Annotated in this window: 20 protein-coding genes; 10 read left to right on the top strand and 10 right to left on the bottom strand. The window is 65.2% G+C overall.

The features are described 5' to 3' along the window. Nucleotides 1-158: 158 nt before the first annotated feature. The 5 genes from SriyCCGPB3_RS20005 to SriyCCGPB3_RS19985 all read left to right on the top strand — a co-directional run bounded on the left by SriyCCGPB3_RS20005 (nucleotide 159) and on the right by SriyCCGPB3_RS19985 (nucleotide 3,007). Nucleotides 159-761, top strand: coding sequence for a DUF998 domain-containing protein (locus SriyCCGPB3_RS20005; protein WP_350259667.1), 603 nt, complete (start codon nucleotides 159-161; stop codon nucleotides 759-761). Between the two features lie 55 nt (nucleotides 762-816). Next, a complete protein-coding gene (locus SriyCCGPB3_RS20000; RefSeq protein WP_350259666.1) occupies nucleotides 817-1,182 on the top strand; it encodes a hypothetical protein in 366 nt (121 codons plus the stop codon). Nucleotides 1,183-1,421: 239 nt separating this feature from the next. Continuing rightward, nucleotides 1,422-2,105, top strand: a complete 684-nt coding sequence (locus tag SriyCCGPB3_RS19995) for a hypothetical protein (RefSeq protein ID WP_350259665.1) — start codon at nucleotides 1,422-1,424, stop codon at nucleotides 2,103-2,105. A gap of 57 nt (nucleotides 2,106-2,162) precedes the next feature. Continuing rightward, entirely contained in the window at nucleotides 2,163-2,507 is a 345-nt protein-coding gene (locus tag SriyCCGPB3_RS19990; RefSeq protein ID WP_350259664.1) for a hypothetical protein, read from the top strand. Nucleotides 2,508-2,560: 53 nt separating this feature from the next. Then, nucleotides 2,561-3,007, top strand: a complete 447-nt coding sequence (locus SriyCCGPB3_RS19985) for a DUF4279 domain-containing protein (protein WP_350259663.1) — start codon at nucleotides 2,561-2,563, stop codon at nucleotides 3,005-3,007. On the opposite strand, the gene arr is transcribed toward SriyCCGPB3_RS19985, so the two are convergent. Next, entirely contained in the window at nucleotides 3,000-3,434 is a 435-nt protein-coding gene (gene arr / locus SriyCCGPB3_RS19980) for an NAD(+)--rifampin ADP-ribosyltransferase (RefSeq protein ID WP_350259662.1), read from the bottom strand. The genes SriyCCGPB3_RS19985 and arr overlap by 8 nt on opposite strands. Before the next feature lie 125 nt (nucleotides 3,435-3,559). Next, on the bottom strand, nucleotides 3,560-3,811 hold the full coding sequence (ubiK, locus tag SriyCCGPB3_RS19975; protein ID WP_005411375.1) for a ubiquinone biosynthesis accessory factor UbiK: 252 nt from the start codon (nucleotides 3,809-3,811) through the stop codon (nucleotides 3,560-3,562). Nucleotides 3,812-3,966: 155 nt separating this feature from the next. Between ubiK and SriyCCGPB3_RS19970 the strand changes: the two genes are divergently transcribed. Beyond that, nucleotides 3,967-4,305, top strand: a complete 339-nt coding sequence (locus tag SriyCCGPB3_RS19970; protein ID WP_005411374.1) for a P-II family nitrogen regulator — start codon at nucleotides 3,967-3,969, stop codon at nucleotides 4,303-4,305. A 142-nt stretch (nucleotides 4,306-4,447) separates the two neighbouring features. Here the strand turns inward: SriyCCGPB3_RS19970 and SriyCCGPB3_RS19965 are convergent, their stop codons facing one another. Further along, complete coding sequence (locus tag SriyCCGPB3_RS19965; protein WP_197612474.1) at nucleotides 4,448-5,107, bottom strand: RIO1 family regulatory kinase/ATPase domain-containing protein; 660 nt, start codon at nucleotides 5,105-5,107, stop codon at nucleotides 4,448-4,450. A gap of 435 nt (nucleotides 5,108-5,542) precedes the next feature. On the opposite strand from SriyCCGPB3_RS19965, the gene SriyCCGPB3_RS19960 reads away from it, so the two are divergent. Beyond that, a complete protein-coding gene (locus tag SriyCCGPB3_RS19960; protein ID WP_024957655.1) occupies nucleotides 5,543-6,448 on the top strand; it encodes an aspartyl/asparaginyl beta-hydroxylase domain-containing protein in 906 nt (301 codons plus the stop codon). A gap of 160 nt (nucleotides 6,449-6,608) precedes the next feature. On the opposite strand, the gene speE is transcribed toward SriyCCGPB3_RS19960, so the two are convergent. Beyond that, complete coding sequence (gene speE, locus SriyCCGPB3_RS19955; RefSeq protein ID WP_008268330.1) at nucleotides 6,609-7,463, bottom strand: polyamine aminopropyltransferase; 855 nt, start codon at nucleotides 7,461-7,463, stop codon at nucleotides 6,609-6,611. 191 nt (nucleotides 7,464-7,654) lie between these two features. Here speE and speA point away from each other — a divergent pair, with 191 nt between their 5' ends. Continuing rightward, nucleotides 7,655-9,544 (top strand): arginine decarboxylase, encoded by a 1,890-nt coding sequence (speA, locus tag SriyCCGPB3_RS19950; RefSeq protein ID WP_012512349.1) that lies wholly within the window; start codon nucleotides 7,655-7,657, stop codon nucleotides 9,542-9,544. 43 nt (nucleotides 9,545-9,587) lie between these two features. Continuing rightward, complete coding sequence (locus tag SriyCCGPB3_RS19945) at nucleotides 9,588-9,908, top strand: DUF6122 family protein (RefSeq protein ID WP_005411369.1); 321 nt, start codon at nucleotides 9,588-9,590, stop codon at nucleotides 9,906-9,908. Between the two features lie 110 nt (nucleotides 9,909-10,018). On the opposite strand, the gene SriyCCGPB3_RS19940 is transcribed toward SriyCCGPB3_RS19945, so the two are convergent. From SriyCCGPB3_RS19940 to SriyCCGPB3_RS19930, 3 genes are read right to left on the bottom strand one after another with little or no spacing between them, the layout of a single operon-like run. Next, entirely contained in the window at nucleotides 10,019-11,347 is a 1,329-nt protein-coding gene (locus SriyCCGPB3_RS19940; RefSeq protein ID WP_350259661.1) for an ATP-binding protein, read from the bottom strand. Further along, complete coding sequence (locus SriyCCGPB3_RS19935) at nucleotides 11,344-12,003, bottom strand: response regulator transcription factor (RefSeq protein ID WP_153854715.1); 660 nt, start codon at nucleotides 12,001-12,003, stop codon at nucleotides 11,344-11,346. The genes SriyCCGPB3_RS19940 and SriyCCGPB3_RS19935 overlap by 4 nt, the downstream gene beginning before the upstream one ends. Continuing rightward, entirely contained in the window at nucleotides 12,003-12,290 is a 288-nt protein-coding gene (locus SriyCCGPB3_RS19930) for a PepSY domain-containing protein (RefSeq protein ID WP_153854714.1), read from the bottom strand. Before SriyCCGPB3_RS19930 ends, SriyCCGPB3_RS19935 begins: the two co-directional genes overlap by 1 nt. Before the next feature lie 142 nt (nucleotides 12,291-12,432). Here SriyCCGPB3_RS19930 and SriyCCGPB3_RS19925 point away from each other — a divergent pair, with 142 nt between their 5' ends. Beyond that, complete coding sequence (locus SriyCCGPB3_RS19925) at nucleotides 12,433-12,867, top strand: PepSY domain-containing protein (protein ID WP_197612476.1); 435 nt, start codon at nucleotides 12,433-12,435, stop codon at nucleotides 12,865-12,867. 151 nt (nucleotides 12,868-13,018) lie between these two features. On the opposite strand, the gene SriyCCGPB3_RS19920 is transcribed toward SriyCCGPB3_RS19925, so the two are convergent. The 3 genes from SriyCCGPB3_RS19920 to SriyCCGPB3_RS19910 all read right to left on the bottom strand — a co-directional run bounded on the left by SriyCCGPB3_RS19920 (nucleotide 13,019) and on the right by SriyCCGPB3_RS19910 (nucleotide 15,343). Further along, on the bottom strand, nucleotides 13,019-13,501 hold the full coding sequence (locus SriyCCGPB3_RS19920; RefSeq protein ID WP_153854712.1) for a hypothetical protein: 483 nt from the start codon (nucleotides 13,499-13,501) through the stop codon (nucleotides 13,019-13,021). A 126-nt stretch (nucleotides 13,502-13,627) separates the two neighbouring features. After that, nucleotides 13,628-14,836, bottom strand: a complete 1,209-nt coding sequence (locus SriyCCGPB3_RS19915; RefSeq protein ID WP_350259660.1) for an NAD(P)/FAD-dependent oxidoreductase — start codon at nucleotides 14,834-14,836, stop codon at nucleotides 13,628-13,630. Nucleotides 14,837-14,848: 12 nt separating this feature from the next. Continuing rightward, nucleotides 14,849-15,343, bottom strand: a complete 495-nt coding sequence (locus SriyCCGPB3_RS19910) for a lipocalin family protein (protein ID WP_350259659.1) — start codon at nucleotides 15,341-15,343, stop codon at nucleotides 14,849-14,851. Between the last annotated feature and the right edge of the window lie 43 nt (nucleotides 15,344-15,386).

Below are 15,386 nucleotides of genomic sequence, written 5' to 3'. Positions count from 1 at the left end.
TGCGTGAGTGACTTTCTGCCTATTGACCCCGCAGGGCGTCACGCAGAATCTGACTACCGCTGTAGTCAACCGGAACTGTCCTGCCCGCAGTAGGAAGGTTCTGCGGCGTTTGAACGGATTCAACCCACTGGCACAGGCCAATACAAGGATCACGGTACGTGTTACGCCGCAATCGACTTCTACTGTTTGCGGGTCTGATCCCGCTTCCGTGGTTCCTGTTCTGGACCAGCGTTGCCGCCGTGTTCGCGCCGGGCTACAACCCGCTTGCACAGCACGCCAGCGAGCTGCTGCAGGCACCAACGCTTGCAAGCATCTGCGCCAGGATTGCCCCCATCGGCTGCGGCGTGGGCTTCGTGGCGTTTGCCATCGGGGTATGGCGGGAGTCCGGTCGCCGGATCGCCGTAGGCGCGATTTGCTGGATGATCTTTGGCGTCTCCATGCTGACCAACGGGCTCTGGCCCATGGGCCATCCGATGCACGGCTTCTACACCATCGGTATCGCAAACATCATTGCACCTGCGATGTCGCACATCGAGATGAGCGCGTGGTCTGCCAACCGAAGGGCGTACGCCGTGACCGCTTTGGTGAGCATCGCGGGCGTCGTCTATCTCTGGTTGAACGTGGTGGGGATGGATCCGGAAGGGTTCAGGGGGCTGACACAGCGGCTGTTCTCATCGATCAACTCGCTGTGGCCGTTCCTGGTGGCGCTGTACCTCCTGCGAAGGGGTTCACACGCGCTGAAGGCGCGGCCGACGCTTTGATGGAAAGGCATGCAGGCACATGGACGACCATTGAGCATGTGGGGTTGAGAAGGGGATGAAGATTTTTCGCTGTCAGCTGATCTACGTTCAAGTGCACCAGGACCACTTCATTGCCCGCGTGGTTGGTGGAGACAGGACCATTCGTCGCCAGTGTCACGCCCTTGGCAATCGCGCGGGTCCGATCACGGACTTTTCGACTATCCGGCCCCTGCTCAAGGCGATCTTCTCGGAACTCATGCCTGGGTTCTCTTTCGTCAAGCCGTGGGGGCTTCTGCACTTTGATCCGGTTGAGTATCCGGTCACGAAGGAAGAACTGGCAGGATTTCAGAAGGCCGCCATGCAAAGTGGTGTGAGCTTCTCCCTTCTATCCACGTGGGAGCAGCGGCATGAAGACAAGGATCTGTTGGATATGTTCAAGTAGGGGTTGGCTCAATATCCCTTCCGAGGCCAAGCCGTTTTGTGGTTGGGCCTGGCCGAGGCACTGCGAGCTTCCGCTCCTGGCCGCTAGCAGTCGTGGGCTCGACATGGCAGCATTCGATCCATGGCGGACATTGGCGCGGTGGCCGAGCCCGCCGCTGGGTCCGGTTTACGCTGGCTTGTTAGCCGGACCAAGGGATCCGTCTATTAGTTAGCCTGCTCACCAACGTTCACGAGATTATGATGCAAAAGACCCTTGAGCAACTCTCACTCGAAGAGCTCGCCTCGATCCATCTTGATATCTACGATACGCCAAAATCTCTTGCTGTCGGATACGTTCGATCTTGCATTGGGGGCCTCATAACCGAGATTCAGCAGTCGCGGGGGCTCATGTATACACGCATCTTTAGCCCGCTCTATGGGAGTTTCGCACTGCTGGATCAAATCGGATCCTGCTACGTGAACAAGTCCATTCCACCCTGCCCTAACGCGGACGCCTCCGGCATCAAGAAGGCTCTCTACTACTTCTGCAACATGCCGTATGACTCAGAGGAAATGAAGGCGCTCTATGGGTTGCGCAACTCGCTGATGCACGACGGAAGTATTCTGTACCGTGGTCGCTATAACTCAGGCAAATGGAGCGGTCCGTACCATCACTTTATCCTGGGATCAGACAGCCAAAAGATCGTAGATCTACCGTCGATCCCGTGGGACGGAGATCTGAAGAACTTGACATGCGCCCATCGCACTCGCATTAACCAACGAGCGTTCACTGATCTCGCGATAGACGCCGTTAAAGTTGCTCGCCAACTTTTGGGCGCCGGCAATCTGGGATTCTCGCTGAAGGAAGGCGAGATCGAACTGTACTACAGATACCTTTTTCACCAACTGCCAGCCGAGAGCGATGACTCTGACGTAGCAGGCTAGCGGTTCATTCAAGCCGAAGCCGCTTCGCGGCTCGGCCTAGTTCAGGCGTTAGGGCTCATGTCAGACGACCAGCAGGTTGATCTAGAGAAGCAACTTCTGGCTGCTGCCTTGTTTAATCTGAGGGTTCTTCTTGCGGGGCACCTCGGCCCCGAGGAGCAAAGCCTAGCAAGTGATGCCGCATGGCTTGCCTACTCTCTTCACCCTCAAGCGCTCCTGGCGCTTGAGGGGAAAACCTTCGATGTGGCCCAAGTACTTCATGCGGTAGAGCGGCTGGAACCAAGGTATGTGCGGCGATTTCGGCATGAAGTTCTCAGAAAGGAACAACACTTCATTCAAGCCGAAGCCGCTCCGCTGCTTGGCCTGATTGTCTGCGGCGAACGACCGCTTCCGGCCGCTCGGTGATATCGAAGAGGCATGCAGAATGACAGGGACTACCAAGGCGCAACTGAGTTCCAATGACCGCATTCGATCACTCTCTGGTGATCCTCCGATTCTTCGGTGACGACCTCCTGCCCGACGAGATCAGTGCCTTGCTCGGAGCGACTCCGACCGCCTCGCATCAAAAGGGCCAGGAACTCAGAGGCAGCCGACCAGGCAACGTGCGTGTCGCCAGGACCGGCAGCTGGCAACTTGATGCGGAGCGTCGTGAGCCCGAAGACCTGGACGCTCAGATCTTCGAAATCCTCGATCAACTCACCGGCGATCTCGCCGTATGGCAGTCATTGGCGCGCTTCCGGCCTGATCTGTTCTGTGGTCTCTTCATGGGCAGCAGCAACGATGGTGTCTCGCTTTCGCCCCGCGCGCTGCTTGCCTTGGGACGGCGCGGCATCGAGTTCGGACTGGACATCTACGATGCCGATGAGGAAGCGTGCAATGCTCCGTGCCCAGAGGCCATCAATTGATGATCTCCCCACTTCCCGAAGCAACAAACGCCCTCAACTGCCGAACGAACTCCGCGTCGTAGGCTTCCCACTCCCTAATCTCCCCAACCACCCGCAACGGCTGCGCACTCCGATACGAGCGCGTCGGGTTCCCGGGAAATTTCTTGTTGGTCACGTTCGGATCGTCCTCGAACGGCCCGGTCGGCTCCACCACATACACGCGCGGTCGCCCCTCACCCCGGGCCATCTCCGCAGCCAGCCCGGCGCCCTTGGCAATGGTGGTGAAGTAGATGTGGTTCATCACCACGCTGTCGCGATAGTTGGAGCGAAAGCCCGCGCTCAGCAGTTCGCCCACCGCGAGGTCGGCGCGGGTGCCGTGATAGAACGGCCCGGCGACCTGGTCACAGGTGTCATGCGAAACGGGTGTCCATTCGGTGTCCTGCGCCATCGGCACTGCCCCTGGGTGTCCTGCCGGATCGACAGGCCGGCGAGTCTAGGGCGCCCGGTGGGCCTTGCTGCAAGGCCCCATCCGGGAAATACTCTGTAGTGGGAGGCGCGGTGCGCCTCCTTTTTTCATTCTGCGGCGCCGCGCCCTTCCAGTTCGCGCACGGCGGTTTCCAGCGCATCCAGCTTCTCGCGGGTCTTCAGCAGCACGGCGCGCTGCACTTCGAACTCCTCGCGGGTGACCAGGTCGAGCTTGGCCAGGCCGGCCTGCAGCGCGCTCTTGAAGGTGGCCTGCAGTTCCTCGCGCGATTCGCGCAGGCCCGGCGGCACCAGGTCGCTGAGGCGACGGGCGAGGTCATCGATTTGGTTCAGGTCGATCATGGGGTGCTCCGTGGGGGTGGGCCCGTGCATCCGGCGCGGGCAGGCCGATCGGGCACAAGGATACTGCCGGCACCCATCGCCCGGACAGGCGGCAGCGGCTTCGCACGGGCCGCGTTCAGGCGCTATCCTCCACGCCGGAAGACAGGAGATAGACGATGAAGATGGTCATGGCGGTGATCAAGCCGTTCAAGCTCGACGACGTGCGCGAAGCGCTGGCCGAGCGTGGGGTCACCGGGATCACGGTGACGGAAGTGAAGGGCTTTGGTCGCCAGAAGGGCCATACCGAGCTGTACCGTGGCGCGGAGTATGTGGTCGATTTCCTGCCGAAGGTGAAGCTGGAAGTGGCAGTGACCGATGACCAGGTTGAGGCGGTGGTTGAGGCCATCGTGAAGGCCGCCGGCACCGGGAAGATTGGTGACGGCAAGGTGTTTGTGTACGACCTGGGCAGCGTGGTGCGTATTCGTACCGGGGAACTGGACGCGGACGCGTTGTAACCCGTTCGGCGGGATGTTGTAGAGCCGAGCCGATGCTCGGCTGCATTTCGCGCGATGCAGGAACAGCAGCCGAGCGTGGGCTCGGCTCTACCAAAGAGCGGTAAAGCGGTCGAGCAAGCTCGACCCCTACCAAAGCAAAGCCCTACCGGCGCTTGGCCCACTTGTAGAACCGCTTCCAGCCCTGTCGCACGGCGGCGACCCAACCCGGGTCGGCCACCAGCGCAGCCTGCGCGGCACTCGGCGCCTGGCCGGTCACGCGCTGGCGGATCTTCAACAGGTTCTTCATGTCGCTGCGGCGCATCTGCCGGCTCAGCGGGCCGCGGCGCAGCCAGCGGGGTACGCGCCAGGCGGAGGTGAAGTCCAGCAGCACCGGCACGCCGCCACTGACCACCACGTTGGTGCCATGCAGGTCGTTGTGGGTGATGCCGGCGGCATGCAGGCGGCTGAGCGCGTGCTGCAGCTGCTCGAACACGTCGTTGCCGACCGCCTGCGCGGTGCTCAGGGTCTGGCCAGGAATGAATTCCATGCCAAGTGCGAGGCCGCCGAGGGTGCCGAGCAGCGCGGGGGCATGCTTCCAGCCGCCGAGGCGTTGCAGCATGCGTGCTTCACGGCGAACCATCAGCCGCGCGATCAGCGAAACGGGAGTGCCGCGGTAGCGGGAATAGTCCTTGATGACCGCCTCGCGCCCGTCCAGGCAGGTGCGGTAGACGTCGGGGGCCAGGAAGCGTTCGCCGCGCTTGAGCAGCAGCGGGGCGGCGGCGTCATCGCCGCAGGAGGAGGGGGGAGGTGCAGGGAGATACATGTCGGGGTCTCGGACGACCCGGTGGGTGGCGCAAAGCGTCAAGCGAACCGGTATTACAGGGAGTTACTAAGCTTTCGTTAATTTTAGTACTCGCCAGTTCGCTATTCCACGATTTGTCGGAGAAATGTCGGGGCCGTGGCTGGAACAGTTCGTCACGCTGAATCGGACAATTATGTCTCACTTGTGGGGAGGGGGCTTGCGAATCAAGCAGTTGTGGCTTCATCCCGCCCATTCATTCGCGTTCCGCTGAACGCGACGTACGTCCGGCTTGACCCCGGCGCACGCCCTGCCGACCATAAGCTGTTAACCCGCGACATCGGCGGCCGCCCCCTCCGGCACGTCCCCGTCCCCTGCCGCGGTCCCCACCGGTGCTGGCCGTCCGGCCGTGCATCGCCCTGATTCCCGTTCCGGCTGCGGCTGGAGGAAAGTGTTTTGATCATCAAAATCGTCATTGCAGCGCTGTTCGTCGCCTGCGTGCTGTACATCCACTTCCGTGGCAAGGTCCGCGCGCGCTGGTCGCGCCAGCTGCTGGACCACTCCAGTTTCATGGCCCCGATCAACGTGGTCATGTACATGTTCTCGAAGGTGCCGACCACGCCGTTCCTGGACCCGGCCAAGGAATTCCCGCAGCTGGAGCCGCTGCGCCAGAACTGGCAGATGATCCGCGACGAGGCGCTGGCGCTGCGCGATGCACAGAAGATCGCTGCGTCCAGCACGTTCAACGACGCCGGCTTCAACTCGTTCTTCCGCCGTGGCTGGAAGCGCTTCTACCTGAAGTGGTACGGCCCGTCGCACCCGTCGGCGAAGGCGATGTGTCCCAAGACCACCGCGCTGCTGGAGTCGCTGCCGGATGTGCGCGCGGCGATGTTCGCGCAGCTGCCGTCGGGCAGCGAACTGCGCCCGCACCGCGACCCGTTCGCCGGTTCGCTGCGCCTGCACCTGGGCCTGGCCACGCCGAACAACGACGGCTGCTACATCGAAGTGGACGGCATCAAGAAGAGCTGGCGCGACGGCGAGTGGATGATGTTCGACGAGACCTACATCCACCACGCGCACAACGAGACGCCGGATGACCGCGTGATCCTGTTCTGTGACATCGCCCGCCCGCTGCGCTTCGGCCTGCCGGGGCTGTTCAACCGCGCGGTGGCGGCCACGCTGCTGGCCGGTGGTGCCTCGCCGAACCTGCCGGGTGACCCGACCGGTGGCGTCAACAAGGCGTTCGGCAGCGTCTACAAGGTGCGCCTGAAGGCCAAGGCACTGCGCGAGCGCAGCGTGGTGGCCTACCAGCTGATCAAGTGGGGCCTGGTGGTGGCGGTGATCGCGGGTATCTGGGCGCTTTGATCGTTACATGAGGTTGCCGGCCAGCGGCCGGCACTACCGCAACATGAAAAAACCCGCGCTGTCGCCAGCGCGGGTTTTTCTTTTGCATGGGTGGGTGCCGACCGTTGGCCGGCACGCCTCAACCCCGGTAGGTGCCAACCTTGGTTGGCACGCTTTCCGATCAGCCCTTCAGTGCCGCCTGTACGAACGGCGGGGTCACCAGCACGCCGGTGTGCAGCGCGGCGGTGTAGTACAGGGTGTTGAAGGTCTTGGCGGCCGAGTCGGCCTGGCGGAAGTCGAAGCTGCTGTCGCCCTTGCGCGCCATGGTCACGCTCCACCAGCCGGTGGGGTAGCACGGCTGCGGGAACGGCAGGGTCTTGAACGAGCCGAAGCCGGCCTTGCCCATCTCGGTGCGCATTTCGTTGATCAGGTCCAGCTGCATCAGCGGCGACTCGGACTGCTGCACCAGGATGCCGTCGTCCTTCAGGGCCTTGAAGCAGCTCTCGTAGAAGGCCTTGTTGAACAGGCCTTCGCCGGGGCCGACCGGGTCGGTCGAATCGACGATCACCACGTCCACGCTGCCGGCCGGGCAGTTGGCCATGTAGGCCACGCCGTCGTCGAACAGCAGCTCGGCGCGGGCGTCGTCGTTGGAGTCGCACAGTTCCGGGAAGTGCTTGCGCGCCATCACCGTGACCTGCTCGTCGATATCACACTGGGTCACGCTCTCCACGCCCTTGTGCTTGAGCACTTCGCGCAGGGTGCCGCAGTCGCCGCCGCCGATGATCACCACGCGCTTGGGCGCGGCGTGGGTGAACAGCACCGGGTGGCTGATCATCTCGTGGTAGAAGAAGTTGTCCTTGCTGGTCAGCATGATGGCCCCGTCGATGGTCATCAGGTTGCCCCAGTCGGTGGTCTGGAAGATCTCGATCTTCTGGAACGGCGACTGCACCTCGTCCAGCTTGCCGGTGATGCGGTAGCCGATGGCCGAGCCGGTGCGCTCGAAGTGCTCGATGTACCAGTTGTTGCTGTCAGTCATTTGAAAACAGTCCTGTTCGGAGGGGTGAAGCCGGGCTGGCGGGCGGGGCCGCGTGGCACAGATGCCACATCCGGACGGATCGGCCCGTTCAGGTTGAAACCTGTCACGGGCGCGGGCGCGCATGATAACGAACCTGTGGGCATATAGGCGTTATCATGCCCCCCCTTTTATTGCCAACAAGGCCGACTGAAATGACCGATTGGTCCCTCGACCAAGCCCGCAAGACCTACTCGATCCCGCATTGGGCGGACGGTTACTTCGACGTGGATCAGGCCGGGCACATGGTGGTGAGACCGACCGGGGCGGACGGCCCGGTGGTGTCGCTGCCCAAGGTGGTCGACGCGGCCCGTGCGGCCGGCGCCAAGCTGCCGTTGCTGGTGCGCTTCCCGGACATCCTCGGCCAGCGCCTGGGCAAGCTGCAGGCGGCCTTCGGCCAGGCCCAGCAGGACTGGGAATACAGCGGCGGCTACACCGCCGTGTACCCGATCAAGGTCAACCAGACCCGCGGCGTGGCCGGCACCCTGGCCAGCCACCACGGCGAAGGCTTTGGCCTGGAAGCAGGCAGCAAGCCCGAGCTGATGGCCGTGCTGGCGCTGTCGCGCCCGGGTGGCCTGATCGTCTGCAATGGCTACAAGGACCGCGAGTACATCCGCCTGGCCCTGATCGGCCGCAAGCTGGGCCTGCAGACCTTCATCGTCATCGAGAAGCCTTCCGAACTGAAGCTGGTGCTGGAAGAGTCCAAGGCGCTGGACGTGAAGCCGGGCCTGGGCGTGCGCATGCGCCTGGCCTCGCTGGGCGCCGGCAAGTGGCAGAACAGCGGTGGCGACAAGGCCAAGTTCGGCCTGTCGCCGCGCCAGCTGCTGGACCTGTGGAAGTCGCTGCGTGACACCGAGTACGCCGACTGCCTGAACCTGCTGCACTTCCACATGGGTTCGCAGATCTCCAACGTGCGCGACATCGCCAACGGCATGCGCGAAGCCACCCGCTACTTCGTGGAGTTGTCGCGCCTGGGCGCGAAGATCACCCACGTCGATGTGGGCGGTGGCCTGGGCGTGGATTACGAAGGCACCCGTTCGCGCAGCTTCTGCTCGATCAACTACGGCCTGCATTCCTATGCCAGCAACATCGTGCAGCCGCTGGCCAATGCCTGCGAAGAGTTCGGCCTGACCCCGCCGCGCATCGTCACCGAGTGCGGCCGCGCGATGACCGCGCACCACGCGGTGCTGATCGCCAACGTGTCGGAAGTGGAGGAGGCGCAGGAAGGCCGCGTGCCGGACCAGCACGACGACGAGCCGGCGGCGATCCGCCACCTGCGCGAGATCCACGACGAGCTGGACGTGCGTCCGGCGGTGGAACTGTTCCAGGAAGCACAGCACTTCCACGCCGAAGGCCTGGCCAGCTATGCGCTGGGCCAGATCGACCTGCCGCAGCGTGCGCGCATCGACGATCTGTTCTACGCCATCGCCCATGGCGTGCGTGCGCGCCTGAGCTACGACGAGAAGAGCCATCGCCCGGTGCTGGACGAACTGAACGAGCGCCTGGTCGACAAGTACTTCGTCAACTTCAGCGTGTTCGAATCGATCCCGGACGTGTGGGCGATCGACCAGGTGTTCCCGATCGTGCCGATCGAGCGCCTGGACGAAACCCCGGACCGTCGCGGCATCATCGCCGACATGACCTGCGACTCGGACGGCATGGTGGAAACCTATGTCGAGAACGAGAGCCTGGACAGCTCGCTGCCGCTGCACAAGATGAAGCCGGGCGAGAGCTACCGCATCGGCTTCTTCATGGTCGGCGCCTACCAGGAAATCCTGGGCGACATCCACAACCTGTTCGGCGATACCGACGCGGTGGAAGTGCTGGCCGATGCCGATGGCTATGCCATCACCCAGCAGCGCCGTGGCGACACCACCGACGTGATGCTGGATTACGTGGGTTACCGCCTGGACGAACTGCGCGCCACCTATGCGCAGCGCGTGGCCGAGGCGCAGCTGTCGCCGGAACGTGCGCAGGAGCTTTCGGAGGCGCTGGAAGCCGGCCTGACCGGTTACACCTACCTGTCCGACGAACCGCTGGTGTGAGGTCAACGGGAACGCCGGGCACGGCCCGGCGCTACCGGTCCCGATGAGCGCGCGCGCGATCTTCCACCTGTTCCTGCATGCCGCCGTGCCAGCCCTGCTGGCATGGCTGTTCTGGCGCAAGCGCTTCGCCTCGGCGTGGTTGCTGATGCTGCTGGGTTGGATCATCGATCTGGATCATCTGCTGGCCGATCCGATCTATGCGCCGAACCGCTGCAGCATCGGGTTCCATCCGCTGCACACTGCACCGGCGATTGCGGTCTATGCAGGGCTGTGCGTGCCGAAGAAAACGCGGTTGTTCGGCATCGGTTTGATCATCCACATCGTGCTGGACGCGATTGACTGCTGGTGGATGCATCACCGTTGATGGGACGCGCCGAGCCGAGCATGGGCTCGGCCCCACAGCAGCCCGTTGCCTCATCGTCCGTTGTAGAGCGAACCCACGCTCGGCTGCGCCTGGGTACGCCTCGGCTCCACTCAGTCAGTCGGCGCCAGCGGCAGTTCCAGCCGCGCGCGCAATCCCGGGTTCTCATTCGACAGGCGCAGTGACCCATCGTGGCTGGCCGCGATCTCCGCAGCGATCGCCAGGCCCAATCCACTGCCTTCCACCCGTTCGTCCAGGCGCACGCCGCGCTGCAGGACACTTTCCAGCTTGGTCTTGTCCAGCCCGGGGCCGTCATCGCGCACTTCGATGTGCAGCCGATCGTTCTGGGCCAGGGCACGCAGGCGGACTTCGCTGCGCGCCCACTTGCCGGCGTTGTCCATCAGGTTGCCGAGCATTTCCTCCAGGTCGGTGCTGGCACCGGCAAAGGTCAGGCCCGGCGCAACGTCCATCTGGAAGCGGATGCGACGGCCGGCATGCACACGGGTCATCAGCCGGCACAGTGCTTCGGCAGCCGGGGCCACCTCGCTGCGCTGGCGATGGTCCACGGCCAGACCGGCGGCCAGATAGCGGTCGATGCTGGCGCGCATGCGTGCGCCCTGTTCGTGCAGGGTGCGGCGCCAATCGCGGCCTTCGCCCTGCGCTTCAGCGGCCAGAACGCTCAGCGGCGTTTTCAGTGCATGTGCCAGGTCTTCGGCGCTGCTGCGCGCGCGCGCGACCATGCGCTGGTGGTGGTCCAGCAACGCATCGAGCTCATCGGCCAGCGGCGCGATTTCCCGGTCCAGCTGGCTGCGGTCGATGCGTTCGGCCTCGCCACGGCGGATGCGTTCCAGCTGCTGGCCCAGCCCACGCAGCGGGCGCAGGCCGAAGTGCACCTGGCTGGCCAGCACCGCCAGCCAGGCCGCAACCAGGATGCCCAGTGCCAACGCACTGCGCTGGCGGAATGCGGCGATGTCGGCATCCAGCGCACTGCGGTCGTTGGCCACCACGGCCACATAGGTCTGCGTGGCGCGGGGCAGGCGCACCTGCTGCACGCGCGCGCGCAGCGATTGCTGCATCGGCCCGCCCAGGTTGCGTTCGACCGGGCCATCGGCGCTGGCGGCCAGGGTCTGGTCCCACAACGAGCGTGACTGCAGCAGCACCTTGCCCTGGCTGTCGGCGATCTGCCAGTACGCACCGGAAAACACCCGCTGGAAGCGCGCGTCGTTCGGTTCCTGGCGCAGGCGCAGCTGCCCTTCCGGATCCACTTCCGCCTGCGCGAGCAGGGTCAGCATGTCCTGCTGCAGTTCGTGGTCGAGGCGGTCATGCGCGCTGCGCTTGAACAGTTCGCCCAGCAGGACGCTGGCCAGTGCCGAGACCAGCACCAGGCCGATGCCGGCCACCAGCAGCAGCCGCCGGCGCAGCGAAGGTTGCCGCGCGCTCATGCCTCTGCCAGCCGCCAACCCTGGCCGCGCACGGTATGGATCAGCTCAATGCCCAGCTTGCGGCGCAACCGCCCGAGCAGCACGTCCAGCGCGTTCGAATCCGGATCGTAGCCGCCTTCGAAGACCTGCTCGCCGAGGCGGTCGCGGCTGATCACGCTGCCGGTGTGGTGGATGAAGTAACTCAACACGCGGAACTCCTGCGGGCTCAGCGGCAACACCTGCCCATCCAGTTCAAAGCGGCCGGCGTTGACGTCCAGCTGCAGCGGACCGCAGTGCAGGCGCGGGCTGGCGTGGCCGTGGCTGCGGCGGATCAGTGCACGCAGGCGCAGCACCAGTTCGTCGGGCTGGAAGGGTTTGGTGAGGTAATCGTCGGCACCGGCGTCAAAGCCGGCCAGCTTGTCGTGCCAGCGCCCGCGCGCGGTCAGTATCAGCACCGGGAAGCTGCGGCCATTGCCGCGCCAGCGCTCGATCACGCTCAATCCATCCAGCCCGGGCAGGCCCAGGTCGACGATGGCCGCCTGCAGATCCTCGATCTGGCCGATCTCCTCGGCCTGGCGGCCGTCGGCGACCACCTCGACCACGTAGCCTGCCTGCTCCAGCAACGGCAGCAGGCGCTGTGCCAGCGCGGCATCGTCTTCAGCCAACAGGATGCGCATCAGTCGTCCAGTTCCGTCTTCAGCAGCTTTCCACTCCGCGCATCATAGTCCAGCTCCACCACCACGCCGTCGCCGCGCAGGATCTCCACTTCGTAGACGCCATCGTCCAGCTCCACTTCCAACAGCTGGCCGGGGTAACGACGGAGCGCATCGCGCACCACGCCTTCCAGCGGCACATAGCGGCCTTGCTGCACGGCACGGCGTGCGACCTGCTGCGCCGGATCCTGCACGGGCGCGGCGGTCGGGGTGTTGGCCAGGGCCAGCAGCAGGGGCAGGGTCGAGAGCATGCGGGGTGGGCAAAGGGGGGAACAGGCGCGAGTCTGGCCGTGGCGACTAACAGTGGGCTAACAGCCACGGCTAAGGCGCTGTTAACTGGGGCAGGCATCGTGGCGTTGCCGGGATGGTCCGGCCACGAACAGGAGAACCCCCATGTTGAAGTCGCTCACCCTCGCCACCGTTGCCACCCTGGCCCTTGTGCCGGCCGTACAGGCCGCACCGCTGGGCATGGCCCAGGTTGAACAGACCCTGCGCAAGGCCGGCTACACCCAGATCCACGAGATCGAACGCGATGACGGCCTGTGGGAGGCCGACGTGAGCCGCGCCGACGGCCGTTTCAGCGAGGTCTACGTAGACCCGAAGACCGGCGAGATCTTCGACGAGCACAACGGCCGCGCGCTGCTGGGGGCCGATCAGGTGCTGGCACGGGCACAGGCGCATGGCCTGCGCGAGATCCATTCACTGGAACGTGATGGCGCGACGTGGTCGCTGGAAGCGCGCAATGCCCGCAACCAGAAGGTGGACGTGCGCCTGAGCGGTTACGACGGTCGCATCCTGCACAGCGAGCGCGATGGCTGGCTGGATTGATTCGCGTGCCGGTAGGTGCCGACCGCTGGCCGGCACAGAGCGCAGAGCGTGTCGACCAAGGTCGACACCCACCGGCACATGCAAGGTCGACACCCACCGGCACATGCAGCGGTAGCGGCCGCTCTTGGTCGGCCCAGGCCCGACGCGGGGCTTACCAGCCAAACGGCGGCGGGTAATCCCAATAGCCCGGGCCGCGGCCGTAGTAGCCGCCGTACGGGCCGAAGAAGCCCGGGCCCTTGCCTTCGCTCACGTGGATGTTGACGTTGACCCCGTGGGTCTTGCCCTCATCGGTGGTGTAGTTCTTGCTGAGGTTGAGCGTGGCGGCGTTGTAGTGGCTGTTGCCGCCGTTCTTGGAGTAGCCGATGCCGGTGGTGAAGCTGCCGGACACCTTGACCTTGTCGTCGGTCACGTCGGCGATCTTGGCGTCGTTGTGTACGCGCGGGCCGCTCTTGTCGCCGTAGTACGTGCCCGGCGGGTCCTGCTGCAGGGCCGGGTCGTTCAGATAGCGCATCGGCGCCTGCGGCAGCGACAGATCCAGGCCGGCCGCCTGCGGCGCGGTGGCGCCTGCAGCAGACTGGGCCAGCACGGTTCCCGGCAGGGCCAGGCACAGCAGCAGGGTCAGGGGGCGGATCATGACGGCGCTCCAGCGGACAGGTGGCCACGCAACACGCGGCGGTACAGGCCGACGCTAGCAGGGACTGCTTGAATGATGCCTGTCGGCGCCGGATTGGGGTAGAGCCAGGCCATGCCTGGCTGCAGGTCACAACCGCCCGAACCCGAACAGCCCCGCCAGCGGATGCTTGCGCCGTTCGATCCGGGCCCGCAGCAGCTGCGCGCCGATCATCGAGTAGGTGATGCCGTTGCCGCCGTAGGCCATGGCGAAGTGCACCCGCGGGCCCCACTGTTCGTGCGGGCCGAAGAACGGCAGGCCGTCGGCGGTTTCGGCGAAGGTGCCGGCCCAGGAGAAGGCGGGTATCGGGTCCAGCCGTGGGAACCAGTGCCGCAGCTGCTTCATCAGCTTGCCGGCCTTGGCCTGCACCCGGCGGTCCCGGCGCGCGGGGATGTCGATGGCGTCATCCAGCCCGCCCACCAGCAGGCGGCGGTCGCCGGTGGCACGCAGGTACAGGTACGGGCGTGCGCTCTCCCACACCATCGTGTTGCGCAGCCGGCCGAGCACGTCCGCATCGATGGGATCGGTGATGAAGGCATAGCTGCTGCGGTTGCGTGCGACCCGCTGCTGCAGCCATGTCTGGTTGGCATAGCCCATTGCCAGCACCACGTGGCGGGCGTGGATGGTGGCGCCGCCCTCGGTGACCGCGCTCACGCCGCGCGCGGTGGGTGTCAGCGTGTGCAGCACCGTGCGGTCATGCACATTGCCGCCGCGCCGGCGCACGCGTTGCAGCAGCGCATAGGTCAGGCGGTAGGGATCGACCCGCGCGGCCTGCCGGGTCAGCAGGGCACCATCAGCGTCCACATCGAAGCGTTCCCGTAGTGCCTCCGGGCCCAGCCAGCGGGCATCCAGGCCGATGCTGCGCCGCGCCTCCCCCTCGGCCATCAGGCGCGGCACGTCGCGATGGCGGCTGGCCAGGTACAGGCTGTCCATGCGCTGGAAATCCACGTCCTTCACCCCGCGCGCCACTTCGCCCAGTGCCGGGATTGCCTCCGCGCAGGCCCGGTACGCCAGTGCAGCGGCGTCCTGCCCGTAGCGCTCGGTAAGCTCCAGCAGGTGGGTATCGATCTCGTACTGCAGCAGGGCGGTGCTGGCGGCGGTGCTGCCCCAGCCGATGTCGCGCTGTTCGATCACTGCAACGTCGTGGCCGTGATGGGACAGCTCGTCTGCGATCAGCGCGCCGGTGATGCCGCCGCCGACCACCAGTACGTCGCAGCGCAGGTCCTGCTGCAGCGGAGGAAAGGCGTGGATCAGGCCGTTGCGTACCGCCCACCACGGGTAGCCACTCTTCAGGTCCATGCGTGGCGCCGCTCAGGCAGTGGGCTGGCCGGTATGCGGCGTCTGGATCAGTTCGGACAGATCGAAGCCCTGCAGGCGGGCCGCCGCCAGATAATGGTCCTGCACGGTGGCGTCCAGCTGCGGTTCGCGGGCCAGCAGCCACAGGTACTTGCGATCGGGGCTGCCGACCAGCGACACGCTGTAGTCCGGAGCGACCTGGATCACCCAGTAATCGCCCTTGGCGAACGGCAACCAGCGCAGGCCCTTGGGCAGGAAGCTCACTTCCAGGCGCGCGCTGTCGTTGTCGACGGCGCAGGCCTCGCCGGTGGCTTCCTCGACCTCGCCGTCCATGCGGCAGCGGTTGGTGACGCCGACGTTGCCGTTGTCGAGCAGGGTGTAGTGCGCCGACACGTCGGTACAGCCTTCCGGTTCATGGCGCATCGGCAGGCGCGCGATCTCGTACCAGGTGCCCAGGTAGCGGGGCAGCTTGAGGTCGGCAACGGTCTTCAGCGGCGGGTGCTCGGTCATCGGTGGTCGTGGCAGGGGTGGGCCTCCACGATGCCGATGGCCT

This window comes from Stenotrophomonas riyadhensis, from assembly GCF_040256885.1.
Lineage (GTDB): Bacteria > Pseudomonadota > Gammaproteobacteria > Xanthomonadales > Xanthomonadaceae > Stenotrophomonas > Stenotrophomonas riyadhensis.
Note: the sequence above shows the minus strand (reverse complement) of the source record. Positions and strands in the feature narration are given on the sequence as shown.